The 25,232-nt window shown below is 72.1% G+C and carries 24 protein-coding genes; 13 read left to right on the top strand and 11 right to left on the bottom strand.

Annotated features, from left to right (window positions below):
- Nucleotides 1-65 precede the first annotated feature (65 nt).
- Together ACQPZ4_RS24860 and ACQPZ4_RS24855 are read right to left on the bottom strand one after the other, a co-directional pair.
- Nucleotides 66-1,277, bottom strand: coding sequence for an acetyl-CoA C-acetyltransferase (locus ACQPZ4_RS24860; RefSeq protein ID WP_433065731.1), 1,212 nt, complete (start codon nucleotides 1,275-1,277; stop codon nucleotides 66-68).
- A gap of 454 nt (nucleotides 1,278-1,731) precedes the next feature.
- Entirely contained in the window at nucleotides 1,732-2,541 is an 810-nt protein-coding gene (locus ACQPZ4_RS24855) for a class I SAM-dependent methyltransferase (protein WP_433065728.1), read from the bottom strand.
- Nucleotides 2,542-2,628: 87 nt separating this feature from the next.
- On the opposite strand from ACQPZ4_RS24855, the gene ACQPZ4_RS24850 reads away from it, so the two are divergent.
- Nucleotides 2,629-3,294, top strand: coding sequence for a winged helix-turn-helix transcriptional regulator (locus tag ACQPZ4_RS24850; protein WP_433065726.1), 666 nt, complete (start codon nucleotides 2,629-2,631; stop codon nucleotides 3,292-3,294).
- Between the two features lie 271 nt (nucleotides 3,295-3,565).
- Entirely contained in the window at nucleotides 3,566-4,990 is a 1,425-nt protein-coding gene (rox, locus tag ACQPZ4_RS24845; protein ID WP_433065723.1) for a rifampin monooxygenase, read from the top strand.
- Between the two features lie 106 nt (nucleotides 4,991-5,096).
- Here the strand turns inward: rox and ACQPZ4_RS24840 are convergent, their stop codons facing one another.
- On the bottom strand, nucleotides 5,097-6,725 hold the full coding sequence (locus ACQPZ4_RS24840) for an acyltransferase family protein (RefSeq protein WP_433065721.1): 1,629 nt from the start codon (nucleotides 6,723-6,725) through the stop codon (nucleotides 5,097-5,099).
- Nucleotides 6,726-6,797: 72 nt separating this feature from the next.
- Nucleotides 6,798-7,253 (bottom strand): hypothetical protein, encoded by a 456-nt coding sequence (locus ACQPZ4_RS24835; protein ID WP_433067169.1) that lies wholly within the window; start codon nucleotides 7,251-7,253, stop codon nucleotides 6,798-6,800.
- Between ACQPZ4_RS24835 and ACQPZ4_RS24830 the strand changes: the two genes are divergently transcribed.
- From ACQPZ4_RS24830 to ACQPZ4_RS24805, 6 genes are all read left to right on the top strand, one after another.
- Nucleotides 7,134-7,880 carry an SDR family oxidoreductase gene (locus tag ACQPZ4_RS24830; protein ID WP_433066638.1) on the top strand — a complete coding sequence of 249 codons (747 nt, stop codon included), beginning with the start codon at nucleotides 7,134-7,136 and terminating at the stop codon, nucleotides 7,878-7,880. The two genes, ACQPZ4_RS24835 and ACQPZ4_RS24830, sit on opposite strands and share 120 nt — an antisense overlap.
- A gap of 11 nt (nucleotides 7,881-7,891) precedes the next feature.
- Nucleotides 7,892-9,691 (top strand): cation:proton antiporter, encoded by a 1,800-nt coding sequence (locus ACQPZ4_RS24825; RefSeq protein ID WP_433065718.1) that lies wholly within the window; start codon nucleotides 7,892-7,894, stop codon nucleotides 9,689-9,691.
- A gap of 110 nt (nucleotides 9,692-9,801) precedes the next feature.
- Nucleotides 9,802-10,230, top strand: a complete 429-nt coding sequence (locus ACQPZ4_RS24820) for a MarR family winged helix-turn-helix transcriptional regulator (protein ID WP_433065715.1) — start codon at nucleotides 9,802-9,804, stop codon at nucleotides 10,228-10,230.
- 138 nt (nucleotides 10,231-10,368) lie between these two features.
- Nucleotides 10,369-11,136 carry an SAM-dependent methyltransferase gene (locus ACQPZ4_RS24815; RefSeq protein ID WP_433065713.1) on the top strand — a complete coding sequence of 256 codons (768 nt, stop codon included), beginning with the start codon at nucleotides 10,369-10,371 and terminating at the stop codon, nucleotides 11,134-11,136.
- Nucleotides 11,137-11,145: 9 nt separating this feature from the next.
- On the top strand, nucleotides 11,146-12,252 hold the full coding sequence (locus ACQPZ4_RS24810; protein WP_433065710.1) for a CaiB/BaiF CoA transferase family protein: 1,107 nt from the start codon (nucleotides 11,146-11,148) through the stop codon (nucleotides 12,250-12,252).
- Entirely contained in the window at nucleotides 12,249-14,066 is a 1,818-nt protein-coding gene (locus tag ACQPZ4_RS24805) for a hypothetical protein (protein WP_433065707.1), read from the top strand. The genes ACQPZ4_RS24810 and ACQPZ4_RS24805 overlap by 4 nt, the downstream gene beginning before the upstream one ends.
- A gap of 17 nt (nucleotides 14,067-14,083) precedes the next feature.
- On the opposite strand, the gene ACQPZ4_RS24800 is transcribed toward ACQPZ4_RS24805, so the two are convergent.
- The gene (locus tag ACQPZ4_RS24800; protein ID WP_433065704.1) at nucleotides 14,084-14,998 is read right to left on the bottom strand and encodes a LysR family transcriptional regulator; all 915 of its coding nucleotides are present in this window, start codon (nucleotides 14,996-14,998) and stop codon (nucleotides 14,084-14,086) included.
- A 96-nt stretch (nucleotides 14,999-15,094) separates the two neighbouring features.
- Here ACQPZ4_RS24800 and ACQPZ4_RS24795 point away from each other — a divergent pair, with 96 nt between their 5' ends.
- The 4 genes from ACQPZ4_RS24795 to ACQPZ4_RS24780 all read left to right on the top strand — a co-directional run bounded on the left by ACQPZ4_RS24795 (nucleotide 15,095) and on the right by ACQPZ4_RS24780 (nucleotide 20,120).
- Nucleotides 15,095-16,558, top strand: coding sequence for an MFS transporter (locus ACQPZ4_RS24795; protein WP_433065702.1), 1,464 nt, complete (start codon nucleotides 15,095-15,097; stop codon nucleotides 16,556-16,558).
- 350 nt (nucleotides 16,559-16,908) lie between these two features.
- A complete protein-coding gene (locus ACQPZ4_RS24790) occupies nucleotides 16,909-18,324 on the top strand; it encodes a serine/threonine protein kinase (RefSeq protein ID WP_433065699.1) in 1,416 nt (471 codons plus the stop codon).
- Between the two features lie 236 nt (nucleotides 18,325-18,560).
- Nucleotides 18,561-18,905 carry an RNA polymerase-binding protein RbpA gene (locus tag ACQPZ4_RS24785; protein WP_223092257.1) on the top strand — a complete coding sequence of 115 codons (345 nt, stop codon included), beginning with the start codon at nucleotides 18,561-18,563 and terminating at the stop codon, nucleotides 18,903-18,905.
- 114 nt (nucleotides 18,906-19,019) lie between these two features.
- Nucleotides 19,020-20,120, top strand: coding sequence for a pentapeptide repeat-containing protein (locus ACQPZ4_RS24780; RefSeq protein WP_433065696.1), 1,101 nt, complete (start codon nucleotides 19,020-19,022; stop codon nucleotides 20,118-20,120).
- Between the two features lie 333 nt (nucleotides 20,121-20,453).
- Here the strand turns inward: ACQPZ4_RS24780 and ACQPZ4_RS24775 are convergent, their stop codons facing one another.
- Entirely contained in the window at nucleotides 20,454-20,798 is a 345-nt protein-coding gene (locus ACQPZ4_RS24775; protein WP_433065693.1) for an STAS domain-containing protein, read from the bottom strand.
- Between the two features lie 65 nt (nucleotides 20,799-20,863).
- Between ACQPZ4_RS24775 and ACQPZ4_RS24770 the strand changes: the two genes are divergently transcribed.
- Nucleotides 20,864-22,285 carry an MFS transporter gene (locus ACQPZ4_RS24770; RefSeq protein ID WP_433065690.1) on the top strand — a complete coding sequence of 474 codons (1,422 nt, stop codon included), beginning with the start codon at nucleotides 20,864-20,866 and terminating at the stop codon, nucleotides 22,283-22,285.
- Nucleotides 22,286-22,403: 118 nt separating this feature from the next.
- Here the strand turns inward: ACQPZ4_RS24770 and ACQPZ4_RS24765 are convergent, their stop codons facing one another.
- The 5 genes from ACQPZ4_RS24765 to ACQPZ4_RS24745 form a co-directional block, all read right to left on the bottom strand.
- The gene (locus ACQPZ4_RS24765) at nucleotides 22,404-22,766 is read right to left on the bottom strand and encodes a hypothetical protein (RefSeq protein ID WP_433065687.1); all 363 of its coding nucleotides are present in this window, start codon (nucleotides 22,764-22,766) and stop codon (nucleotides 22,404-22,406) included.
- 163 nt (nucleotides 22,767-22,929) lie between these two features.
- Nucleotides 22,930-23,391, bottom strand: a complete 462-nt coding sequence (locus ACQPZ4_RS24760) for a GNAT family N-acetyltransferase (RefSeq protein WP_433065685.1) — start codon at nucleotides 23,389-23,391, stop codon at nucleotides 22,930-22,932.
- A 48-nt stretch (nucleotides 23,392-23,439) separates the two neighbouring features.
- The gene (locus ACQPZ4_RS24755) at nucleotides 23,440-23,997 is read right to left on the bottom strand and encodes a hypothetical protein (RefSeq protein ID WP_433065682.1); all 558 of its coding nucleotides are present in this window, start codon (nucleotides 23,995-23,997) and stop codon (nucleotides 23,440-23,442) included.
- Between the two features lie 91 nt (nucleotides 23,998-24,088).
- Nucleotides 24,089-24,718 (bottom strand): uridine kinase, encoded by a 630-nt coding sequence (locus tag ACQPZ4_RS24750; protein WP_433065679.1) that lies wholly within the window; start codon nucleotides 24,716-24,718, stop codon nucleotides 24,089-24,091.
- The gene (locus tag ACQPZ4_RS24745) at nucleotides 24,715-25,221 is read right to left on the bottom strand and encodes an FxsA family protein (protein WP_433065676.1); all 507 of its coding nucleotides are present in this window, start codon (nucleotides 25,219-25,221) and stop codon (nucleotides 24,715-24,717) included. Before ACQPZ4_RS24745 ends, ACQPZ4_RS24750 begins: the two co-directional genes overlap by 4 nt.
- Between the last annotated feature and the right edge of the window lie 11 nt (nucleotides 25,222-25,232).

Here is a 25,232-nt window from a genome sequence, read left to right as displayed (position 1 = left end):
CGTGAGCAGCACGACGCCGTCCTCGCCGCGCTCATAACGGATGATCTCCACGTCGTTCCCCCGGTTCACAGTCGTTCGACGATCGTTGCGATGCCCATGCCGCCGCCGACGCACATGGTGGCCAGCCCGTATCGCTCGCCGCGGCGTTCCAGTTCGTCGACGAGGGTGCCGAGCAGCATGCCGCCGGTCGCGCCGAGCGGGTGGCCCATGGCGATCGCGCCGCCGTTGACGTTGACCTGGTCCAGGTCGAAGCCCATGTCCTTGGCGAAGTGCAGCACGACGGCGGCGAACGCCTCGTTCATCTCGACCAGCGCGATGTCGTCGACGGTCAGCCCGGCCTTCGCGAGGGCCTTGCGGCTGGCGGGCGCCGGCCCGGTGAGCATGATCAGCGGGTCGGCCCCGCTCACGGCCGCGGACACGATCCGGGCGCGCGGGGTGAGCCCGTGCTCGCGCCCGGCCGCCTCGCTGCCGACGAGCACCAGCGACGCCCCGTCCACGATCCCGGAGGAGTTGCCGGCCGTGTGCACGTGGTCGATGCGCTCCACCCAGTGGTACTTCTGCAGCGCCACGGCGTCGAACCCGCCCAGCTCGCCGATCATCGCGAACGAGGCGGGCAGCGCGCCGAGCCCGTCCATGCTCGACTCCCGGATGTGCTCGTCCCGGTCGAGCACGACGAGCCCGTTGCGGTCCCGCACGGGCACGACGGAGCGGTTGAAGTACCCGCCGGCCCACGCCTTCGCCGCCCGCGTCTGCGACTCCAGCGCGTAGGCGTCGACGTCCTCGCGGCCGTACCCGTCCATGGTCGCGATCAGGTCGGCCCCGATGCCCTGCGGCACGAACCCGGTGGCCAGGTTGGTCTCGGGGTCCATCGCCCACGCTCCGCCGTCGGATCCCATCGCGACGCGGGACATGGACTCGACCCCGCCCGCGAGGACGACGTCCTCCCAGCCGGCCCGCACCTTCTGCGCCGCGATGTTCACCGCTTCCAGCCCAGAAGCACAGAACCGGTTCAGCTGTACCCCGGCCGCTGTCTCCCCGAGCCCAGCGGCGATGGCGGCGATGCGGGCGATGTCGGAACCCTGATCGCCGATCGGCGAGACGACACCCAGCACCACGTCGTCGATCCGCTCGGGATCAAGTCCAGGATTGCGGCGCCGCACTTCGTCGATCAGCCCGACGACCAGCGAGATGGGTTTGACGCCGTGCAGCGAGCCGTTCTTCTTACCGCGGCCGCGCGGCGTGCGAATGGCATCGAAAACGAAAGCCTCAGTGCTCACCTACCGAAGAGTAACCAACGGGGTCGGGCCTCCACCAGACCGCCCTGCCGCGCCGCTGCGTATTCTTCGCCCTCACGCAGCGACACCGCACGGTCCTCGTCCACGCGCGCCGGAACCGCTCACGCTGCGACTCCCCGGCCTCACGCTGCGGCTCGCCTGGCCCTCACGCTGCGGCACCGCGCGTTCGTCGGCCACACGCTCCGGAACTGCGCGCTCCCGGCTTCCCCGCGCGACGCACCGCGCCTTCCCCTCGGCCACGCCTTCCCCTCGGCCACGCGCTCCGGAGGCGCACGCTCTCCACTTCCACGGCTCGCACTTCCACGGCTCGCACTTCCACGGCTCGCACTTCCACGGCTCGCACTTCCACGGCTCGCACTTCTTCGGCTCCACGCTGCGGCACGGCGTTTTGCCCGGCGCCGCCCTCCGACATCCGTGTCGCTGCGTAGTATCCGGCTCACACTTCGGAGCGGCGGGCGGTCAGCAGCAGGTATTCCCACTCCATCGAGCCGTCGGCGGCCCGGAACCGTCCGGCCAGCTCGTCCAGGGCGGCGTCGAGCTCGGCGGTGCGCTGCGGGTCGTCGGCGTGCAGCCGGTACACGGCGAGCGTCGGCCCGTAGTTGTGCTTGAAGTACTCCCGGAACCCGTCCGCCGCCGCGAACCGCTCGACGCGCACCGTCCGTGTCTGCGCGCTCACGCTGGTGACATGATCGCCGAGCAGCGCGCGGACATGCGACTCGTCACCCCACAGTGGCGCCGGCTGCGCACCGGGTGGCGGCGGCGCGGCGAACGGCTTCAAGGTGGCGAACAGCTGCCCGATGAATCCGGTCGGCGTCCAGTTGATCAGGCCGATCGTCCCGCCGGGCCGGCAGACGCGGACGAGCTCGCCGGCGGCCGCCTGGTGGAACGGCGCGAACATGACCCCGACGCAGGAGATCACGCAGTCGTACTCGCCGTCACCGAACGGCAACGCCTCGGCGTCGGCCTCGGCCCAGGTCAGCTTGGCGTCCCGCTCGTCGGCGAGCCGCCGGCCGATGTCGAGCAGCCGCGGCGTGAGGTCACTAGCGGTGACGTCAGCCCCGGTCAGCGCGGCCGGAATGGCGGCATTGCCGGTCCCGGCGGCGACGTCGAGCACCCGCTGCCCCGGCCCGATCCCGCAGGCCTCGACGAGCACCGGCCCGAGGCTCGGAATGATGTCGGCGGCAACGGCCGCATAGTCGCCCGACGCCCAGATGGCGCGGTGTTTGTCCTTCAGTGGTGTGGTCATGCCAGCACGCTAGGTTCGGGCAACTGTCGGCAACTAGTACACGATCTGTACTGGAGCGCTGGGTAACCCCGGCTTTACCCTTCCGGCATGGGTGCGGGCTACTTTCAGTTCTGCCCGGTCGCGAAGGCGATGGAGCTGCTCGACGAGCGCTGGACGATGCTGGTCCTGCGCGAGCTGATGATGGGCAACGGCCGCTTCAACGACCTGCGCCGCGGCCTGCCGCGGATGTCCCCGGCGCTGCTGTCGAAGCGGTTGCACTCACTCACCGTGGCGGGCCTGGTCCGCAACGACGACGGCCGGTACGTGCTCACCGCCGCCGGCCTCGAGCTCGCCCCGATCCTGGAGGCGATCGGCGTCTGGGGCGTGCGCTGGATCGGCGAACTCGGCGACGCGGACCTCGACCCGAAGCTGCTGCTCTGGGACATGCACCGCCGGGTCGACCACGACGCCGTACCGCCGGGAAGGTCGGTCGTGGCGTTCGAGTTCACCGACGTCCCGTCCCCGCAGCGGCGCTGGTGGCTGGTCATCGCCGCCCGCGAGGCCGACGTGTGCGACGCCGACCCGGGCTTCGACGTGTCGGTGACGGTGCACGGCTCCCTACGCCGCCTCACCGAGGTCTGGCGCGGCGACGTCACCTGGCAGCACGCCCAGCGCGATGAGGCCCTGCGGGTGCGCGGCCCGGAGCATCTGCGCCGCGCCCTGCCCGCGTGGTTCACCCTGGCGTCGTACGCGACCGCCGCCCGCCCGAGCTGACCAGCCGCTCTCGCGCACCGCTCTCGCGCACCGCTCCTGCGCTTCGCTTGCCGTCGAGCAGACCAGTCCGCTGACCACTCCGCGGCGCTGCTTGCCCGCGAGCCGACTGATCCGGGCACAAAAAATGACGAGGGGTATTCCCTCGCCGTACTCAACGTATATCAGTACCGGGGGCTTGCGGCAAGACCCGGGTGGTCACGCAGAATCATCGGCCGGAGCCGGAACGTACGCAATTCGTGGCGTACGGGCGCTTTTGGCAGGGGGATTGCACGTGATCGACGTGATCGTCGCCGGCGGCGGGCCGACCGGCCTGATGCTGGCCGCGGAGCTGCGGCTGCGCGGCGTGACAGTGGTGGTCCTGGAGCGGGACCTCGAGCTGACGAGGGTCGTGCGCTCGCTGGGCCTGCACGTGCGCAGCATCGAGCTGATGGACCAGCGCGGCCTGCTCGAGCGCTTCCTGGAGCACGGCAGGCGCCACGAGAACGGCGGGTTCTTCGCCGGTATCGCAGCGTCATGGCCGGACGACCTGGACACGGCCCACGGGTACGTCCTCGGAATCCCACAGAACGTCACCGACCAGTTGCTCTACGAACACGCCGTGGAGGTCGGCGCGGAGATCCGCCGCGGCCGCACGGTGACCGGCCTGCACCAGGACACCGAGATCGTCACGGTGGAGCTGGCGGACGGCACGACCCTGCGGTCGCGGTACCTGGTCGGCTGCGACGGCGGCCGCAGTACCGTGCGCAAACTGCTCGGCATCGGCTTCCCCGGCGAGCCGAGCCGCGCCGAGACCCTGCTCGGCGAGCTGGAACTGACCACGCCGCCGGAGGAGGTCCTGGCGGTGATGACGGAGGTACGCAAGACGCAGCTGCGGTTCGGCGCGGGCCCGATCGGCGACGGCGTGTACCGGGTGGTGGTGCCGGCGGCGGGGCTGGCCGAGGATCGTGACGTACCGCCGACGCTCGAGGAATTCCGGCAACAACTGATGGCGACCGCCGGCACCGACTTCGGCGCCCACTCGCCCCGCTGGCTGTCCCGCTTCGGCGACGCGACCCGGCTGGCTGATCAGTACCGGTCAGGCCGGGTCTTCCTCGCCGGCGACGCCGCGCACACCCACCCGCCGGCCGGCGGCCAGGGCCTGAACCTCGGCATCCAGGACGCGTTCAACCTCGGCTGGAAACTCGCCGCCGCGATCGCCGGCTGGGCCCCGCCGGATCTGCTGGACACGTACGAGCCCGAGCGCCGCCCGGTCGCCGCCGCGGTCCTGGACAACACCCGCGCCCAGATGGAACTCATGTCCCTGGAGCCGGGCGCCCAGGCGGTCCGGCGCCTGGGCACCGAGCTGGCCCAGTTCGAGGACGTCCGCCGCCACCTCATCGAGAAGATCACCGCGATCGGCATCCGCTACGACTTCGGCCCCGGCCCGTCACTGCTCGGCCGCCGGTTGCGCGACCTTCCCCTGCAACACGGCCGCTTGTACGAGCTGTTGCGCACCGGCCGCGGCCTGCTCCTCGACCAGACGGGCCGGCTGTCGGTCGCGGGTTGGACGGACCGCGTCGACCACGTCGTGGAGGCGACAAAGGACCTCGAGCACCCAGCAGTGCTGCTCCGCCCGGACGGTCACGTGGCGTGGCTCGGCGACGACCAGCAGTCACTGACCGACCACCTCCAGAAGTGGTTCGGCCCAACCGCGTAGCCACCACCGGGTGCGATGGCGCGCTTGCCCGGCGTCACGCCGACTGCGGTCAGGCGCAGGTGCCGGGTCATGCGTCGCCAGCACAACCCTCAACTGACAGCCGACGTCATGGACGGATGCCTGGCGAGGCGTCGGCCAGCGGCCGGAGCTCTTTGGCGTGGCCACTGCCGCGTTCATCTCCACACTGGTCGTCCCCGCAGTGGTCGTTCCCGCAGTGGTCGTCCCCGCAGTGGTCGTTCCCGCAGTGGTCGTCCCCGCAGTGGTCGTCCCCGCAGTGGTCCTCGCTGCAGTGTTCCTCCCCGCGGTGCTTGTTCCGGGCGCGTCGATCCGATGGTGCGTCAATCGGGGTGTCCCGCGCCGGACGGCCGGCTGGGCGGCGTCGCTCGTGTCGGCGGAACAGCACCCAGCAGCCCGAGAGCACGACAGCGAACACCGGCAGCCACAACAGCCGCGCAAACAGCCACGACGGCCCTTCCGGCGCGGTGTGCAGCCCAGACAGCGGCGCGGGCGTCAGCAGCGTGACGGCCAGCAGCGACGTCTGATGCCACAGAAAGATCGTCATCGCGGAGAGGTTGACCGCGGTCACCATCCGCCACGGCCGGTCCCGGCGCATGAGGCGATGCAACACCGGCATCAGCAGCAATGCTGCGCCACACTGTGCGATACCGAACGTGACCGCGGCGAGGGTCGGCGGATTCAGGTTGGAGATGCCCTGCCCAGGCACGCCGACCATCGACACCGGGTAGCCGAACCAGCGTGTCAGCACCACCGTCGCCCCGGCCCCGCCGAGCAGCATGAACCAGGCGCTCCCCCGGGCCCGGAACCGCCCCTTCGACCAGGCGGCGCCGAGGCAGAACGGCACGAGCCAGCCGGCCGCCAGGTTCACCCACCCGATCCAGGCGGGCGCCCCGAGTCCGAACCGCCCGAGGTCCACGGCCGCGACGACGGCGAGCGGCCACCCGGGATGCAACCGCGCGACGAGCGGCCGGGCCATCGTGAGCGCCGCGAACACGAGCAGGAACCACAGCGGCGACGCGACCAGCTTCAACACGGTGTGCGACCGGACCGCCACCGCGAGGTGATCGACGAACCCGGCCCACCCACTCGCCGAATCATCGACGCTCGGTGACGCCGCAGTCACGTACGTCCACACTGTCGCGGCGATGACCAGACCGCTCCAGACGGCGACGAGCACCAGTACCGGCCGGAACAGCCGTTCCAGCCGCCCCGTCAGCCACCGCCCGTAGCCCCGCCGCGCACCTTGCCTGCCCCGCCCGTTCTCGCCACCCCGGTCATCCCGACCACCCCGCTCGTTGCGTCCACCTCGGTCATCCCGACCACTTCGGCCGCTTTGGTCACCCGGCCCGCCTTGGTCACCTGCGGCACCGTCCGCGACCTTGAGGGCACCGATCGCCACATCACGCGACCCTCGATTCGCAACCGCCCCCGCCTGGCGCACCTCGGGCCGGGCGCCGGTCGCGGCGAGGCCCGCCTTCCCGGGGCGCGGGCGGGTGGCGACGAGGCCACCGACGAAGAAGAACAGGGCGAGGGTCTGGAACAGCCACGACGCCGGGGCGAGCCAGGGCACCGCGCGCAGCGGACTGGCCACCCGGATCGTGTCGCCGCTGACGACGACAGCGGTGACGAGCCAGTGCCCGAGCACCACGCCACAGATCGCGATCGCTCGCAGGGCGTCGACGGCGCGGTCACGTTCCGCTGATGGTCCTGAGCTCATGGCGGGACCGTACGAGCGCGACACGCACCGTCACGTCCCACCACGGAGCGATCTGCGGCTAGCTCTGCGGTACTACTGATGCCCATGGCGCGAATCCTGATCACCGGAGCGACCGGCTCGCTCGGCCGGCGCGTGGCGTTGTTGGCCAAAGCGGCGGGGCACACCGTGCTGGGCACCCACGTACGGCCGTGGATCGAGGCGGTCCAAGCCACCGCCGGCCCCCGTCCCGGCGGCCCCGCAGCCGAGCCCGGCGCCGGCGACGGTGCTGGCCAGGGCGTTGGCAGCGGCGCTGACCGAGGCGCCGGCCGGGGTCACGACCAGGGCACTGGCCGGGGCGCTGACCACCGTGCTGACCAAGGCGCTGACCACCGTGCCGGTCACGGAGCCACTCACGGTGCCGGCGCGGGGATCACTGCGGGGATCGGCGCCGAGTTCGCGGCGGCGATCAGCCCCGTCCGGCTCGACATCCGCGACCGGGAGGCCGTCGCCGACGCCATCGAGGCGATCCGGCCCGATCTCGTCATCCACACCGCCGCCGGCCGCAACCGCAACGACTGGGTGACCAACGCCGACGGGGCCGCCAACATAGCCCTGGCCTGTGGTGATCGGGTCCGGCTGGTGCACGTGTCCAGCGACGCGATCTTCTCCGGGCGGGCCGGGCGCGAGTACACGGAGGGCGACCTGCCGGACCCGATCTACCCGTACGGGGCGGCGAAGGCGGCGGCCGAGACCGCGGTGCGGGCCATCGCGCCCGGGGCGGCGATCGTGCGCACGTCGCTGATCATCGCCAACGGTGGCGGTGGGCATGAGCAGCTGACGTACGACCTGGTCGCGGGGCGGATCGACGGCGCGCTGTTCACCGACGAGATCCGCAAGCCGGTGCACGCCGACGATCTCGCGGACGCGCTGCTGGAGATCGGGGCCGGAAACTTCAGCGGGGTGATCAACGTGGCCGGGGCCGATGCGGTGAGCCGGTACGACCTCGGGGTGCTCGTCGCCGAACGGGACGGGCTCGACAAGGGGAAACTACGCTCCGCGTCCGGGTCGGGACGGCCTGGTGACATCCGGCTCGATATCGGTTTGGCGAGCAAAATGCTGCACACGCGGTTGCGTGGCGCGTACGAATTCATGCGCGCGAGTGCGGTACCGAATTAGGGTGATCTTTCGTGAACGGTGTCCAGCTGCTCCTGATCATCGTCGGCGGAATCGCGGTATCGGCGGTCGCGCACCGCAGAGGGGTGCAGCCGGGGCTGGTGGTCGTCGTGCTGGCGGCCGCGGCGTCGTTCCTGCCCGGGGTACCACGGCTGGAACTGGACTCGGAGCTCATTCTGGCCGTCGTGGTGCCGCCGCTGCTCTACTCGGCGACCCGTAACGCTTCGTTCTCGGGGTTCTCGCAGAATTTGCGGCCGATCCTGACCCTTGGCGTAACGCTCGTGGTGCTCACCATGGGCGCGGTCGGGCTGGTCGGGAGCTGGTTGATGCCCGCGATCGGGTTGCCGGCGGCGCTGCTGCTCGGTGCGGTCCTGGCGCCGCCGGACACGATCACGACGGTGTCGCACGGTGACGAACTGGGGCTGCCGCGGCGGGTGTCGGCGATCCTCACCGGCGAGAGCCTGGTCAACGACGCGACGGCGCTGACGCTGTTCGGGGTGGCGGCGGCCGCGGCGGGCGCCGAGGAGACGATGATCGACAACCCGTTCCTGCTGTTCCTGTACACCGCGGTCCTCGGCGTGTTCGTCGGCGGCGTGTTCTCGATCGTCGCGCTGTGGCTGCGGCCGCGGCTGCACAATCCGGTGCTGGAGACGTCGCTTGCGCTGCTGCTGCCGTTCACCGCGTTCCTGACCGCCGAGCAGATCCACGCCTCCGGCATCCTGGCCGTGGTGAGCTGCGCGTTCATGTTCAGCGCGAACACGCTGATGGACCCGAAGTTCCAGTACCCGACGGCGTACCGCACCCGCCTGCAGGAGGACGCGGTCTGGCCGGTCTTCGACTTCCTGCTCGAGACGTTCGTGTTCGCCTACATCGGGTTGCAACTCCGCTTCGTGGTGTCGGACCTGTCGCACACCACCGCAAAGCCCGGCCTCACCATCACATTAGTAGCCGCAGCGGTACTCCTAGTCACCGTCATCGTGTTCCGCCTGGTCGCGGTGTGGCTGATGTTCTGGTGGTGGGACCTGCGCCGCAGAGCGTTCGTACGCAAGATGGACCAGGACGCCCGATTCCGTGAGCGGGTCAAGCGCCGGGCGGAGTCCCGGATGGCGCGCCGCCGCATGCAGCAGTCGGCCGGCGAGTGGCGGGGCCCGCTGGGCGCGCCGACGCCGCGGGAGTCGCTGATCGTCGGCTGGACCGGCATGCGCGGCATCCTGACCCTGGCCGCGGCCGCGGCGATCCCGCCCACCCTGCACGACGGCGAGCCGTTCCCGGGCCGCGACGCGATCCAGGCGATCGCCCTGTTCGTCACGCTCGGCACGCTGCTGCTACAGGGCACCACGATCCGTACCCTGGTCCGCCGCCTCAACATCGACACGCACGGTGAGCGTGAAAGCGCCAATCAGTTGCTAGAGCGCGGCGAGTCGATGATCTGGGAGACAGTCACCCACAGTGGCCCGCCGACCCCGGACGACTTCGACAAGCAGCGCGCCGCGGTCGTCGGCGGCGTCGTGCGCGGCGAGCTCGACGACGACACCGCGCGCATCCTGGTCCACGACGTCGACCTGCACCAGGCGGCGGAGACCCACCTGACCCGCGAGGAGACGGAGGGTACCGACCAGCCACCCCAGCCCCCGCGCCCCGACGGCCCGCCACATCTGCCGGGCCCGGGCGGCCCGCCGCAGTCGCCGGGTCCCGACGGTCCGCAGCCGGACCACCCGCTGCCGCCCGGCTTCGACCGGCTGTCGCCGCGTAATCGTGAGTTCGCGCAGCGCTACCGGGACCGGGCCCGCCGCGGAGGACCCGGTCGCCGCTAGCGCCCAACGTCGCTAATACCCGGCCCCGCCGACGGATCTCCGGCCTCGTCGCCGACCTGAGCCGCGTTGCGGTAGTTTGTGGCACGTACTACATGCCGTACGCTGGACGGATGACCACCGACGACGACACCGTGGACGCGCTGGTGCAGCTGTCCTTCCAGATCCAGCGCATCCTGGCCGCGGCCGGCGCGCCGCACGACATGTCGGTCGTGCAGATCCGGCTGCTGGGCATCCTGCGCGACCGCCAGGTCGGCATGCTCGAGCTCGGCGGCCACCTGGGCCTGGACAAGTCGTCGATCACCGGCCTGGTCTCCCGGGCCGAGAAGCGCGGCCTGGTCCGTCGCTCACCGTCACCGCACGACGGCCGGGCCGTACTCGTCTCGCTCACCGACGAGGGTCGCCGCCTGGTCACGGAGGGTGAGCGGGAGATCGGCCGCCGCGTCCTGGAGCTGACCGCGCACCTGTCCCCCGAGGCCCGATCGACGCTGACCGGCCTGGCGTTCTCGCTGGTCCGCGCGGGCACGGGCCACAAGCCCTGAGCCGCCACGATCGGGAGCCAACTCCGCGCGGGCCCGAGCGGAAACGATGAGCCGGCACGAGCCAGAAGGCCACGGTTCCCGCGGACGCGAGGCTAAAGCCATAGACAGCACGTGTACCGCACTGCCACGGTCACCGGCATGGACGTTCTACGCGCGCACGAGATCGCCGAGGCCGGGCATCGGATCCTGAACCCGCTCACCGAGGAGAAGCTCATGCTCCTCGGCGAGATCTGCCGCCTGCGCCCCGGCCGGCGGATGCTCGACCTGGCCAGCGGCAAGGGCGAGATGCTGTGCCGCTGGGCGGACGCGTTCGGGATCGAGGGCCGGGGTGTCGACATCAGTACCGTGTTCGTCCCGGCCGCCCGCGAACGCGCGGCGGAGCTGGGGGTGGCTGATCGCGTGACGTTCGTGCTCGGCGAGGCCGCCCAGTCCGTCAATGACGCTGTAGAGTCGGGCGAGCACTTGGAGTACGACGTTGTGGCGTGCATCGGCGCGACCTGGATCGGCGGCGGCCTGGCCGGCACCGCGGACCTGATGCGCCGCGCGCTGCGCCCCGGCGGGTTGCTGCTGATCGGCGAGCCGTACTGGGCCGACGACACCCCGGACGAGGCGTACGAGGCGCTGTCGATGCCGCGCGGAGCGTTCACCACGCTGGCGGGGACCGGTGACCGGCTCGAGGAGGCCGGCCTGGAGCTGGTCGAGATGGTGCTCGCCGACGGTGACAGCTGGGACCGGTACGTGGCCTCGCAGTGGTGGACGGTCGCCGAATGGCTGCGCGCGCATCCGGACTCCCCCGACGCCCCGGCGATGCGTGAGTACTTGGTTACGGCGCGTCGAACGCACTTGCAGTACCAGCGACGGTATTTGGGTTGGGGCGTTTTCGTCTGTCAGGTGATCGACCGGTAACTTGCTCGCATGAGCGAAGGACCGCTGCGGGGCCTGCGCGTGGTCGAGCTGGCGGGCATCGGTCCCGGCCCGTTCGCCGCGATGCTGCTGGCCGATCTCGGCGCCGACGTGGTCCGCGTCGACCGGGTCGGGCCGGGCTCGCCGATCGCGCCGCCCCCCGCCGGCGATCTGACGAACCGTGGGAAACGCTCCGTAGCGGCGGACCTGAAAACGCCGGAGGGTGTCGAGGTCGTCCTCGCCCTCACGGAGCGTGCTCAGGTGCTCATCGAGGGTTTCCGACCGGGAGTTGCCGAGCGGCTCGGGGTCGGCCCGGAGCAGGTCATGGCCCGCAATCCGGCCCTGGTGTACGGGCGGATGACCGGCTGGGGCCAGGACGGTCCGCTCGCCGCGCGGGCCGGCCACGACATCACGTACCTGGCGCGCACCGGTGCCCTGCACGCGGTCGGCCGGGCCGGCGGGCCGCCGCAGGTGCCGGTGAACCTGCTCGGCGACTACGGCGGCGGCGCGCTGTACCTGGTCGTGGGCATCCTCGCTGCGCTGCGTTCCGCCGAGACTACAGGGCGTGGTCAGGTCGTCGACGCGGCGATCGTCGACGGCGCCGCCCACCTGTCCATGATCCTGCACAGCCTGCTCGCCACCGGGCTGTGGCGCGACCAGCGGGGCGTGAACCTCATCGATACCGGCGCGCCGTTCTACGACGTGTACCGCACGGCCGACGACCGGTACGTCGCCGTCGGCGCCCTGGAACCCCAGTTCTACGCCGAGCTGATCGCCCGCCTCGGCCTCGACGACGCGCCCGAGCAGTTCGACGTCGCCCGCTGGCCGCAGCTGCGGGCCCGGCTGGCGGAGACGTTCGCGACGAGGTCCCGCGACGACTGGGCGGCGCTGTTCGACGGTACCGATGCGTGCGTGGCCCCGGTCCTCTCGCTCACGGAAGCCCCGTCGGACCCGCACCTCGCCGCCCGCCACACGTTCATCACCACGGGTGACGATGTCGTGACGCAACCGGCACCGGCGCCGCGGTTCTCGGCGTCGCCGCGGCCCGTCACGCTGGGTGAGCCGCCGCTGCCGGGGCAGCACACCGCCGAGGTCCTGGCGGAGTGGGGCGTCGCGTGAGGCTGCGCCGGGCCTGGCCGCCGCTGCTGGTGGCGGCGGCCGCGATCGGGTTGTTCCTGGCGTACCTGCGGATGGCCTGCGCGGTGACGGTCAACAGCGACGGGGCGAGCAACGCGCTGCAGGCGTGGGACCTGTTCCACGGCAACGTGCTGCTGCGCGGCTGGACGCTTTCGGACGTGTCGTTCTATCCGACGGAACTGGTGCAGTACGGCCTGATCCAGCTCGTCACCGGCGTCACGACGGACCAGATCCACATCGCCGCGGCCCTGTCCTGGACCCTGGCGGTGCTCCTCGCCGCCTGGCTGGCCTGGGATCGCAGCACGCCCACCGCACCGGCCGGCCAGGCCATCGACACACCGACCGACCGGGCCGACGACACACCGGACGGCACGCCGGACGACGGGACACCGACCGACCGTGCCGACGACACACCGGTTCATCGGACCGACGACACGCCGGACGACACGGCGGACGGCGGGCCGACGACACGCCGTGACCGGCCGGCGGGACGCGGCTGGCGGGCGGGGCGCAGTGGCAGACCGGCCACGGCGCGGCTTGGCTGGCCAGCGGCGCGCAACGGCCTCGTGGCGGGGCAATCTGGCTGGCTGGCGGCGGCAATCGCGGTGGCGATCCTGCTCGTGCCGGCGCCGGGCGTGGGGTACCAGACGCTGCTGTCCTCGCCGAACCACACCGGCTCCGCGGTGCCGCTGCTCATCGCCTGGCTGCTCGTGGCCCGGGCCCGTGACCGTGCGTGGCTGCCGTTCGCGGTCGCGGCGGTCCTCGCCTGGGGTGCGATGGGTGACCCGCTCATCACGTTCGTCGGTGCGGCGCCGCTCGTGGCTGTCGGCGTGTACCGGGCAATTCGGGCACGCTCCTTCCGTGGCACCGACGCCCGGCTCGCCGCGGCCGGCCTGGCCTCGATCGTCGCCTCCCACGCCGCGCTGTGGCTGATCGAGCGCCTCGACGGGTTCCGCGCCCCGAAGCCGCCGATCCAGCTCTCACCGATCGAACAGTGGCCGGACCGCACGCAGATGGTGACGCGCATGGTCGGCATCCTGTTCGGCGTCACCCGCCCCGGCGTCCAGTCACCCTGGGTAGAAACTGCGCTACAGGCAGTACGAGTGCCGGGGTTGGTGCTGGCGATCGCCGCGCTGTTGCTCACCGTGGTCGCAATGCTCCGCGGCACCGCCGACCGGCTCGACGCGATCCTGGCCGTGGCCATCGTCGCCGACATCGCCGCGGAGATCGTCTCGACGCTCCCGATCGATCTCCTCGCCACCCGGGAAGTGGCCCCGGTCCTGCCGATGGCCGCCGTCCTCGCGGGCCGAACGACCGCCCGCTGGCTGCGAGGACGGCGAGCCGAGCGAACCGGCCAGGCCATCCGGGCGCTGACCGCCGCAGTCCTCGCGGTCCTGCTGGTCTCGCTCGTCGCCTACGCCCCGCCCCGCGCCGAGCCGGTCGAGGGCCAGGAGGCCGCGGACTGGCTGGAAAGCCGTGGCCTGCAATACGGTCTCGGCTCGTACTGGGTATCGAACAATATCACCGTCGGCACCTCACGCCGGGTAACCGTGGTGCCGACGCTGAGTGCGCCCGGCCGCCTGGTCGGCATGTGCTGGCAGACCCACACGGACATGTACGACCCGGCCACCCACGACGCCCGCTTCGTGCTCCTCGAAAAGCAGCGCCCGATGTACGGCACCCCCGCCGACGTCCTGGCCCAGTACGGCACCCCGGTCACCCGCCGCGACTTCGACCTCTACGTGATCTTCGTGTACGACAAGAACCTGCTCGAGGGCTTCGCGACGACCTGCTGAAGCGACCCTGCCGACGGCTATTCGGGGTCCTCGTGCCCGAGGTCTCGGCCACCGCCCGCTGACGCCGCGTACAGCACGTCCCGCATCCCGGCCTCCCGCTCCCGGTCCCGCCGCCACACGAGCCGTAGGTGCAGGTCGGGCACCGCGAGCGGCAGCCGCGCGAGCCGTCCCTCGCGCAGCCCGGCGGCGACGGCGAACTCCGGCAGGAGCGTGACCCCGAGGCCGTGCTCGGCCCAGGCCCGCATCACCGGTACTCCCCCAGCCCTGACCCGCCGCGGCCCGTCCCCGAACAGCCGCTGCCCGGCGAGCCAGAACGAGCACTGCGGAACGTTGACGAGCAGCCGCTCCCCGCGCAGGTCCCCGGCGGATAGCTGTTCCCGCCCGGCAAGCGGATGCCCGGGCGCGGCGACGAGCGCGAGCGGAACCGGTTCGAGGTCGACGTACGTCAGCCCGTCCGTCGGCGGCGTGAACCCCAGCCCGCCGATACCGTCGCCGGCGTCGAGCAGCAGCGCGGCGTCGAGCTGCCCGCCGGCCACGCCGCGCAGCAGCCCGTCGCGGGCCCGGTCGGCGTGCACGTCGACGTCGATCCCGGGCCGCCGCCGCGCGAGCCGCTCCAGCACCCGCGGCACGTACGCGCCGGCGATCGTCTCCAGCGCCCCGAGCCGCAGTACCGGCCGCTCACCGCGCACGTCCCGGACCGCGGCGTCGGCCTGCTCAAGCAGCGTCCGCGCCCAGTCGGCCAGCCGCCGCCCGCCGGCCGTGAGCTCCATCCCGCGCGGCCCGCGCACGAACAGCGCCACCCCGAGCGAGGTCTCCAGCGTCCGGATCTGCTGCGACACCGACGACGGCGCCAGCTCCAATGCGACGGCGGCGTCGGTGACCGTCCGGTGCCGCACGACCGCCTCGAACGTCCGCAACTGCCGAAGTTCCACGCGCCCATTCTCACCGCCCGCGCATTCGGTTTTCCCGAACGCGGCCTGCGTCCCAGCCGGTGTCTCGCCACGGCCGCAACGGCGACGGTGATGACCGTGACCACTTTGACCATCCCCGCCCCGGCCCGGCCCCGCCGCGCCCTGACCGGTATCTCGCTCGGCTATTTCATGGTCCTGCTCGACATGACCGTCCTCGCGGTCGCCGAGCCGGACCTGGCCCGCTCCCTGTCCGCGTCGACAGCGGGCCTGCAGTGGGCGACCACCGCGTACACGGTCACGTTCGCCGCCCTGCTCCTGTCCGCGGGCGCGGCCACCGACCGCTACGGCGCACCCCGCCTCTTCCGCACCGGCATCGCCGTCTTCACCGCCGCGTCCCTGCTCAGCGCCCTGGCCCCGGCGCTGTGGCCGCTCGTCGCCTTGCGGGCAGTGATGGGTGTCGCGGCCGCCGCCTGTGTACCGGCATCCATGTCGATGATCGCCGCCCTGTACCCGGCCCCGGCCGCCCGCGCGAAGGCCATCGCCACCTGGGCCGCCACCAGCGGCGCGGCGGTCGCGGCGGGCCCGATCGCCGGCGGCGCCCTGGTCGCCACGGCCGGCTGGCGCGCCGTCTTCCTGATCAACGTCCCGATCGGCGCCCTGGTCCTGCTCCTGACCGCCGCCGCCCCCACCCCAGCGCGGGCCACGACACCAGGCGCGGCACCAGCCTCAGCAGCGGTAGCAGCGCGGACCGCGACGCCGGGCTCGACGTCAGCCCCGACACCGGGCTCGATGCCGGGCTCGCCAGCGCTCCCGGCACCGATCACGGCCCGGATCGACTGGTGCGCACACCTGGCAGCCACCGCGACCCTCGCGCTGGCCACCGACACGCTGATCGCGGCCGGCGCTCACCAGTGGCCGCACACCTTCTTCGCCGCCCTCGCCACCGCCGTGGCGCTGGCCCTGTTCGCCGCCCTGGAACGCCGCAGCCCCACGCCGGTCTTCAACCGTCCGCTACTGCGCGAACACCGTGTGCGAGCCGCCCTGCTGGCAGGCGCGACGGTCAACTTCGTCCTGGCCGGAATCCTCTTCGTCCTGCCGTTGTACCTCCACCGCGCCCACCACTTCACGCCCCTGCAGACCGGCCTGGCGTTCCTCCCGCTGACGATCCCGTTTGTGGCCGGCCCACCGCTGACCGGCCGGATCGTGGCGCGCGTCGGCCCGTACCGTCCGATCCTCACCGGCCTGGCCCTGCTCACCTGCGGCGCAGGAGTGCTGGCCTTCTCGCTCGCCGTCGCCGGTGGATTGCCGTTGCTGGCAACGGGGCTGCTCGCCGCCGGTTCTGGAGTGTCGTTCGCCCTGCCGGCGCTGGCCACGGCAATCGTGAACGCGGCCCCGCCGGGCACGACAGGCGCCGCGGCCGCCGTCCTCAACGCGTCCCGCCAGGCAGGCGCCTCAGCCGGCGTCGTCACCATGGGCGCCGCACTGTCAGCCGGCCCGGCGTGGCCGATGCTCGCCGCGGCCGCCGTCACCGCAGCCACCGCCCTCGCCTTCGCGCACGCGTCGCCCGCCCGACAGCGCTGAAAACGGACCGTCTTACGTGACGTCCGTGCGAGCCCGACGGGTCCCAGCAGTCCTGATCCAGGCCACGCCGCGCGGGGTCCGGGGCACTCGGCGTCGTCGTAGGACCTCGGGGTGGGCGGACTTCGCCAGCCGCGACGCTCGGCACCTCCGAGATCGACCGCCGACAGCGTACGCAACATACGCCGCCGTGTGGTGTACCACATAACTGACATTATGGTGTACCGCCTCCGGCGGCCGTCCCGACGCTCCCGGCGCCCCTCACGCCGAATTATCGAATTATTGGTAATAGCAATTCGATAATTCGGCGTGTCGGGCTGACCAGCGCGAAACTCTCCCCTACGCTGTGCGCCGTGACAGAGTCTCGGATCGACGTACGGCTCGACGGCGACGGCGCCGCGGCCGGCGAGTGGGTCGTGGATGAGCTTGGCGGCGAGGAACGCCCGTGCGCGTACTGCGGGCGCCCCGTCCCCCAGCGCAGCGCCGCCGGGCGCCCGTTCCGGTACTGCCGCGACAACGACGGCGAGTGCCAGCGCAACGCCCGCAACGCCCGGATGCGCCAGCGCACGTCACCGGGGCTCACCGGCCAGGTCGCCCGGGCGTTCGAGATCGCCGAACGGCTCGACCAGTCCCTGGCCGATCTCGTCGAGGCCCTGCACGCCGAGGTGTCCACGTCCGGGATCGAGCGCCAGGTCGCCGAGGCCCGCGCCGAGGCGGCCGCCGGACTCGTCACGGCGCACGCCGAGCGCGACGACGCCCGCGACGAGGCGCGCCGGGCCCGGGCGGCGATGGAGGACGCCCGGGCGGAGACGGCCCGGCAACGGTCCGAGGCCGACGCCTCGCACAACCTGGCCATGGCCAAGCAGGGCGAGCTGCTCGAGGAGGCGGCGCGGCGGCTGGCGGCCGAGGACGAGCTCGCGTTCGTACACGGCGAGACCAACGCGCGCCTCGCCGAGGCACAGCAGCGCATCGACGCCGTCGAGGCGAAGGCCCGCCGTACCGCCGAGGAGGCCGCCGAGCACGGCCGGCGGGTGGCGGCGGAGGCCGACGCCCGGGTCGCCGCGGCCCGGGAGGAGGCGGAGCGGCGCATCGCCGACGCCAACGCGCTGGCCGCGGCCCGGATCGCGGAGCTGAAGTCGTCGGCCGAGCAGGCGATGGTCGCGGCGCAGGCGGACGCGGAGGCGACGGTCACGGAAGCACGATCGGCGATGGAGCGCACCATCGCCGACGTCCGCGCCCGAGCCGAACGCTCCGTGCAGGACGCGCGTGCGGACGGTGACCGCCGGGTCGCCGAGGTGCAGGCGGCCGCCGAGGAGACGGTCGCCGCGGCGCGGGCGGCGGCGCAGCAGTCGATCGCGCAGTACCGCGAGGCGGCCGACACGGTCGCCGCGGAGCGTGACGCGGCCCGGCGTGAGGCCGCGACGGAGGCGGCGCTGCGGGCGGAGTCCTACCGGGAGCGTGACGCGGCCCGCGATCTGGCCGGGAACGCGCTGCGGGAGCGTGACATCGCGCACACCGCCGTCGAACGGGCCCTGCGGGAGGGTGCGGAGACCGAAAGCCGGCTGCGGCGGCGCCTGGACGCGGAGGGATCCCGGGCCGCCGGAGCCGAGGCGGCGCTCATTTCCGCACGTGAGGAGCTGGTACGGTTGCGCGCCGAGGCGGATCGTGCGCACGCCTGGGCGGACGATCTCCGCGACCAGGTGACCCAGCTCACGTCGGCTCTCACCCGGCTCACGGTGTCGGGAAATGTGCCACCACACGGCGGGTGAGAACCGTCAACCTGCAGGGTGACCTGCCGAAACTACCATCGGTGAGCCGCGCGACGCATCGCACGATGTGGTCGATGATTGAAACCCAACGTAAAATCAGGGTACCGACCCGGCGACGAACCTACCGCAGTCCCGGGTAGGTCGTGTAATCTGCCCGCCCGCGGTGGGAATCGTCAGACCACGTGGCGTCGTTGATTACAGCGAAGCGCAACACGATTCGAAGGGGAAGACCGACCATGGGCGAGCGCATGCTGCGCGGCAGCCGTCTCGGAGCCGTCAGCTACGAGTCCGACCGCAACACCGAGCTGGCTCCGCGTCAGACCCGCGAATACCTGTGCGCGAAGGGGCACCAGTTCGAGGTACCGTTCGCCGTCGATGCCGAGGTTCCGATGACCTGGGAGTGCAAGTTCGACGGCAGCGTGGCGCGGCTGGTCGACGGCAGCGAGCCCGAGCAGAAGAAGGCCAAGCCGCCGCGTACGCACTGGGACATGCTCCTCGAGCGGCGCACCATCGCCGAGCTCGAGGACATCCTCAACGAGCGCCTCGAAGAGGTTCGCCTGCGCCGCGGCCGCTCCGCCTAGGCGCGCACCGGCTTGTCGAAAAGCCCCGGCCCACCCGGCCGGGGCTTTTCGCCGTCCACCGAACAGCCCGGGCCGCCCGGTGGAGTACCGTCGTCCGCGGACCGGGAAGGGATCATGGACACAGAGCTACGAGCCGATTGCTCCAAGTGTTTCGGCCTGTGCTGCGTGGCCCCGGCGTTCGCCCGCTCGTCCGACTTCGCCATCGACAAGCCCGCTGGCCACCCCTGCCCGAACCTGCGCGACGACTTCCGCTGCGGCATCCACACCCGCCTGCGCGACCGCGGCTTCACCGGCTGCACCGTCTACGACTGCTTCGGCGCCGGCCAGCACGTCGCCCAGGTCATCGCCGAAGGCCGCGACTGGCGCCAGGCCCCCGCGACCGCCCCGCGCATGTTCGAGGTCTTCGCCGCCGTCCGAATTCTCCACGAGCTTCTCTGGTACCTCACTGAAGCCCGTTCCCTCCCCCAGTCCCACCCCCTCCACCAGGATCTCGACGACGCTCTGTCGACCACCCGCTCACTCAGGGACGCCTCCGACGACCTGACCCCCGCCATCGCGGAACGTCACCGAGAGCAGATCGCCCCACTACTCCGAGCAGCCAGCCACCTGGCCCGCACCAACCCCCGTCCCGAACCCTCCCAGCCGCGGAACCGGCCCACTCCCGCAGAGATCGACACAGCCGCTCGCACCGGCACAGCCGCTCAAACCGACACAACGGCTCACACCGGCACAACCGCTGACACCGGCACAACCGCTGACACCGGCACAGCTGCTCATACCGATCTCGCCGCTCGGACCGTCGGGCGGCAGGGCGGCGAGGGTGTCGACAGTCCACGGCAGGACGATCACATGCGCCCGGACAGTTCCGCAGGAACTCGAGGCCGCGGCAAGACTCGGCGGCAGACGGCGCCCGGCAGACGCTCGAAGGTGCCGGTGACGCTCGGCAGGCAGTTGATCGGGGCACGGTTGCGCGGTGCCGACCTGCGCAACGCCGACCTCCGCGGAGGCCTGCTGATCGGGGCGGACCTGTCCGGCGCGGACCTGCGCAACGCCGACGTGATCGGTGCTGACCTGCGCGGCGCGGACCTGTCCGGCGCAGACCTCAGCAGCACGCTGTTCCTGATCCAGTCCCAGCTCGACGCGGCCGTGGGCGACGCCTCGACGAGACTGCCGCCGCGACTGCACCGACCGGCGCACTGGCCCACCAGCCGATGACCGGCCGCCGCCGGACAGATCGCAGAACCCAGCGCGCTCACGGCATGCAATCAGCACCGGCATGCGGTCGAGCTGTGCCGGACCTGCTCACGGCCCACGATCGGCGAACTCTCGGCAACGGCGCGATCGAGCGGTGTCGAGAGCGATTTCGGCGCACCCTCAGCCCCGGCGCACGGTCGAGCGACGTGAAGCGGAGCGGTGCCGGCTCGATCTCGGCGTGCGCTCGACGGAGGGGCGCGGTGCAGCTGTGTCGGGCTCGACCGCGGCGTGCGCTGGAGGCGTGCGGTGGACTCGCTCGCAGCGCATTTGGCGGCGGCGCCTGGTGGAGGCCGGTCAGGCGGCGGAGGCCTCGTGGAGGGCGTCGGTGACCGTCGGGTGTACGGGGATTGGGCCGGTGAGACCGACCGTGGTTAATAAGCGGGACAGGAATGGGGACGGCGCGGCCAGGCGTAAGAAGCCTCCGGCGGCGGCGCAGTGATTGCGGGTGTAGGCGAACGTGCCCAGGCCGATGGAGTCGCAGAAGTCGACTCCGGCGAGGTCGACCACGATGCGGACGCGGCCGGCGTCGAGGAGCTGGTGCATCGTGTCGCGGAGGGCTGGGGCCGTGTTGATGTCGATCGCGCCGTGGATGCTCACGAGGGCGATGTCACCGTCACGGTTGGTCACTGCAACATGCATGCCCAAATCCTGCCCTTGATCTCTGCGTTCCGCAGCCTGGCAGGCACCCGATCGGGTGACGGGCAGTGAGCGCGCTGCGACTCCTGGCCGCGGCGGTGCTGGCCCGCATGGCCGACGCGGGGGCCGGGGTGGTGCTGGTGCTGGCCTCGATCCGGCAGTTCGGGGGGCCGGCACAGGGCTCACTGGTGCTCGCCGTGCTCCTGGTTCCGCATCTGCTGGCCGGTCCGCTGGTCGGGTTGGTGACTGACCGTGCGCGGCGGCCTGCGCTGGTGCATGCGGGGTTCGTCGCCGGGTTCGGGGCCGCGATCGGTGGCATTCTGTCGCTGCTCGGTCACGTTCCGCAGCCGTTGGTGTTGGGACTGGCGCTGGTCGCGGGCTGTTGCGGGTCGATGATCTTCGGTGGCCTGTCGGGGCGGCTCGATGATGTCGTCGCGGAGCCGAACCGGGCCCGGTACCGGGGTTTAGACGCCGCCACATACAACGTCGCGGACATCTTCGGGCCGGCGGCCGGGGCGGCGCTGGCGGTGTCGATCGGGGTACAGGCCGCGGCGGCGGTGATCGTGGCGGTGTGCCTGTCCGCGGCGGTGCTGTTGCTGACGGTGCGGCCCTTGGCGGACACCGCAGGACACGAGGAGGACACCGCAGGGCATCGAGCGGACACCGCAGGGCATCAGCGCGATGCAACGAACGCGCCGCTGCCCACCGGCGATCTGGTCCCGCAACCGTCGGGGGCGGCGGGCGCTGCGGCGTGGCCGGCGGATCCGGGCGGCTGCGCAGTGGCTGCCAATGCCGGGCACGGGCCCGTGACGGCCGATGTTGGTGGTGGGACTGGCGGGGACCTGCGGGCCGGCGGGGGCGGGTCGGCAGAGCGCGGGTCGTTCGGTGAGGATCTGCGTGACGGGTTCCGGGCGATCGTCGTGTCGCCGCGGCTGTTCGCGGTGACGGTGGCGACGGTTGTGGGGACGTTCGGTACCGGGATGATGGCGTCCATCGCGGTGCTGCTCGGCGTTGCGCACGGTCGTCCGGCCGGTGGCGGGCTGCTGGTGGGGGCGGTCGGGCTCGGCTCCCTGGCCGGGTCGTTGCTGATGGCGCGCCGTCCGATCGCCCAGCCGCCGCACCGGGTCGTGTTCGCGTGCTTCGTCGTGACGGGGGTGCTGCTGGCGGCGGCGCCGCTGGTGCCGGGCTGGGCCGGGGTCGTGGTGCTGTTCGCGGTCGTGGGGGTGTTCGAGGGGCCGCTGTTCACGTCGGTACTGCTGGTGCGGTCGAGTGAGGCGCCCGCGCGGGTGCGGACGCAGGTGTTCACGCTCGGGTCGGGGGTGAAGCTCACTGCGGCGGCGGCCGGGGCGGCGGTGTTCGCGAGTGTGGTCGGGTGGCCGCTGTGGGTGCTCGTCGTCGGGCTCGGAGCGACCCAGGTCGCGGCCGCCGCGGTGGGTGTGGTGCTGCTCGCCGTGCGCCGGCCGAGAAAGGCCGCGAGCAGCCAGCGATAAGCACCAACCCAAGAAGCAAGCGCGGACCCAAGGAACGAACACGGACCCAGGGGCACGAAAAAGCCGTACGGGCGGCCACCCTGGGTGTGGGTGGTCGCCCGTACGGTGCAAGCTCGTCCTAGCGGTGACCGCGCCGGCCGTAGTCGTGCGCGATCAGCAGCCACGTGCCGCGGCGGCCGTTGAATGCCGGGACGCAGCGGCCGTCGTCGAAGCGGCCGCGCTGCTCGCCGACCCAGGCGAAGAACTGGCAGGCCCGGCGGCTGTCGTAGCGGCCCGCGATCCAGGTGCGGTCGCGGTCGTTGTTGCGGCCGTCCCAGTTGCCGTTGTGATCGTCGTGGCGGTCGTGCGGCCCGGGCTGCGCGGCGGTGGCCTGGCCGCCCTGCCCCGTGGACGCGGACGCGGCCGTGGCGGTCATGCCGAGGACCGCACCGGCGGTCAGGGTCATGGCGCTCAGGGCCAGGATTCGCTGTGCGTTTCGCATCTTGACTCCCCCTCGTGTCGTGATGACGCGATTACACTATGTAGCTGAAAGCCATAAATCTCGCAAAACGCGTCAACCGTTCAGCCAAAGGCTGACGGACATGTGGCTCCCTGACGACGCCGACCGGTGTGGCGGGTTCTAGGCGAAATGTCCAGCCTAAAAGTCAGACAGAACGCACCAGAACGGTCCCGCCGGCGGTGAACGGGGTGCGGCTGGTGGGGGTGAAGCCGCAGCGCAGGTAGGCGTGCATGGCGGCGGTGTTGCCGCAGGCGATCTCCAGCTCGACGGTGTCGTGGCCGCGGGCGCGGGCCCAGCCGGTGACGGCGTCGGCGAGCAGGACCGCGATGCCGCGGCCGCGGGATGACGGTACGACCCACATGCTGATCAGGTGCGTCGTGTCGGGAGCGCTCGCGGCGACCCAGGCGCCGGCGATGCCGAGGGGCGCGCCCTCGGCGAAGACGGTGAAGAACGCGCCACCGGCGGGCCAGGTGCGCCAGTCGGTCTCGGTGCGTTTGACTTCCCGCGCGTACGTGCTGGCGAAGGCGTGCGGGCTGTCCCGCAGTGCGGCGAGGCGAAGGTCGCGTTTCAGGGACCATTCGTCGCCGGACAGCGGGCGTACCTCCACGGGAGGAACGTTCCCAAAACGCCCGCCGAAGGGCAAGAGGGAACAGCCCTACGAAAGCGCCCGATCACTGTCGAGCTGCTGCACGACCGGGCCGACGAGTTCCGACAGGTCCCGGACCAGCACGGTGACGGCCCGGGAGGCGGCCGCGGCCAGGTCGTCGGGGCCGGTGTCGGGCTCCGGCGCCTCCGGCAGGCCGTCGAGCGGCAGCGGCGCCTCGAGCAGCAGCGTGGTCCGCAGGTGCGGGTTGCGGCTCAGGTCCCGTTCGGTCGGCTGGACGAACTGGCCGAACAGTTCGGGCCAGCCGCGCCAGCCGCGGTCGCGCCACCAGGCGCGGGTGCTGGTCAGTTCGGCGGGCAGCGGGGAGACGAGTTCGACGCGGGCGGTGAGGCCGCCGTCGAACGGGTTGCGGCTGCAGGTCGCGGACAGGACCCGCCGGTGCCAGCGCACGTAGCCGGGGTCGAGGATCGGCGGGGTGGCGAACGTCCAGGCGGCGCAGGCGAACGCGACGGGTGCGATGTCGCCGAGGGTGTACGCGAAGCCGCCGGCGTGGGCGCGGACGAGGTGCTCGTACCGGTCGTGATCGCGGTCCACCCAGAACGTCTTCACCGCCCCCACGCTAGCCCGTGATCACCGCCCCGCCCGCCCCGTCCGCCCACAGCACAACGACCGGCTCAAGGCGAAAAGCAAAGCGACAAGCTCAGAGCGCCGTGACCAACGCCGGATGCCCAGGGTCATCGGCCCGCACGACCAGATCGGCCTGATATTCGGGCATCACTTCGTCCCGGTACCGCCCGTACGCGGGCAGCGTCCAGGCAAGGTCCTCGGGCAGCCGCCGGGTCAAGGCCGCGTCGCTCTGCATCAGGTGTACGGCAACATCGAACTCCAGCCCCGCCCCGAGCAGGAACACCCCGGACACGACGAGCACCCCGTGCGGCGGCAGCGTCACATACGCGGCCCGGGTCGCCCGGTCCGTCGCCGCATCCCACAACGACGGCAGCACCCGCCCGGTGCCGCCAGGCCCCGCCGGCCCCAGCACTTCGCGGGTCACCGCCCGCAGGTCGAGCCAGTCCTCGTAGTAGGCGTCCGGGTTGGTACGGCCCCGTTCGAGCCGCAGCGACGCCGCCCGGTAGAACCCTTCGGCGGGGGCGTGCAGGACGGGGATGCCGGCATCACGCAGTACCGACGAAAGCGCCTCAGCCAGATCGGACGTTCCGGCGGTCGGGGCGCCGTCGACCGCCACCCGCGCCGGGTGCGCACCCGCAGCGGCCCGGGCCCGTTCGGCGAGGTCCGCGGCGAGCGCGTCGACGGTGACGGGGACGGCCTTCACCGGGCCGGCGGGTCGATGATCTCGCCTTCGACGATCTCACCGGGCTGGCTGGTGCTGTCGGTGGGTTCGGCGACGGGCGCGCCGCGTTCGGCGCGCACGACCCGGGGGCCGAAGAGGTCGCCGGCGGCGGCCGGGGAGATGCGGCGTTCGGCGACGCGGCGGACCTGCCGGCCCGCGAAGGCGCGGACCGGCGGGGCGAGCAGCAGCAGCCCGGCGGCGTCGGTGAGGAAGCCGGGGACGATGAGCAGCAGGGCGCCGAGCAGGCCGGTGAGGCCGTCGGAGACCTCACCGCCGGCCGGGCGGCCTTCGCCGAGGGCGGTGCGGAACCGCCGCCAGGCGCGGACCCCTTCGCGTTTGACGAGCATGAACCCGAGGGCCATGGTGGCCAGGCCGATGAGGATCGCCCAGCCCCAGCCGATCTGGCCGGCGACCAGCACGAACACGGTGATTTCGGCGATCACCAGCAGGAACGCGCCGATCGCGGCCCAGCCGAGCCCTCGCATTGTTCCGCCCT

Source organism: Dactylosporangium sp. CS-033363, assembly GCF_050942475.1.
Classification (GTDB): Bacteria; Actinomycetota; Actinomycetes; order Mycobacteriales; family Micromonosporaceae; genus Dactylosporangium.
Note: the sequence above shows the minus strand (reverse complement) of the source record. Positions and strands in the feature narration are given on the sequence as shown.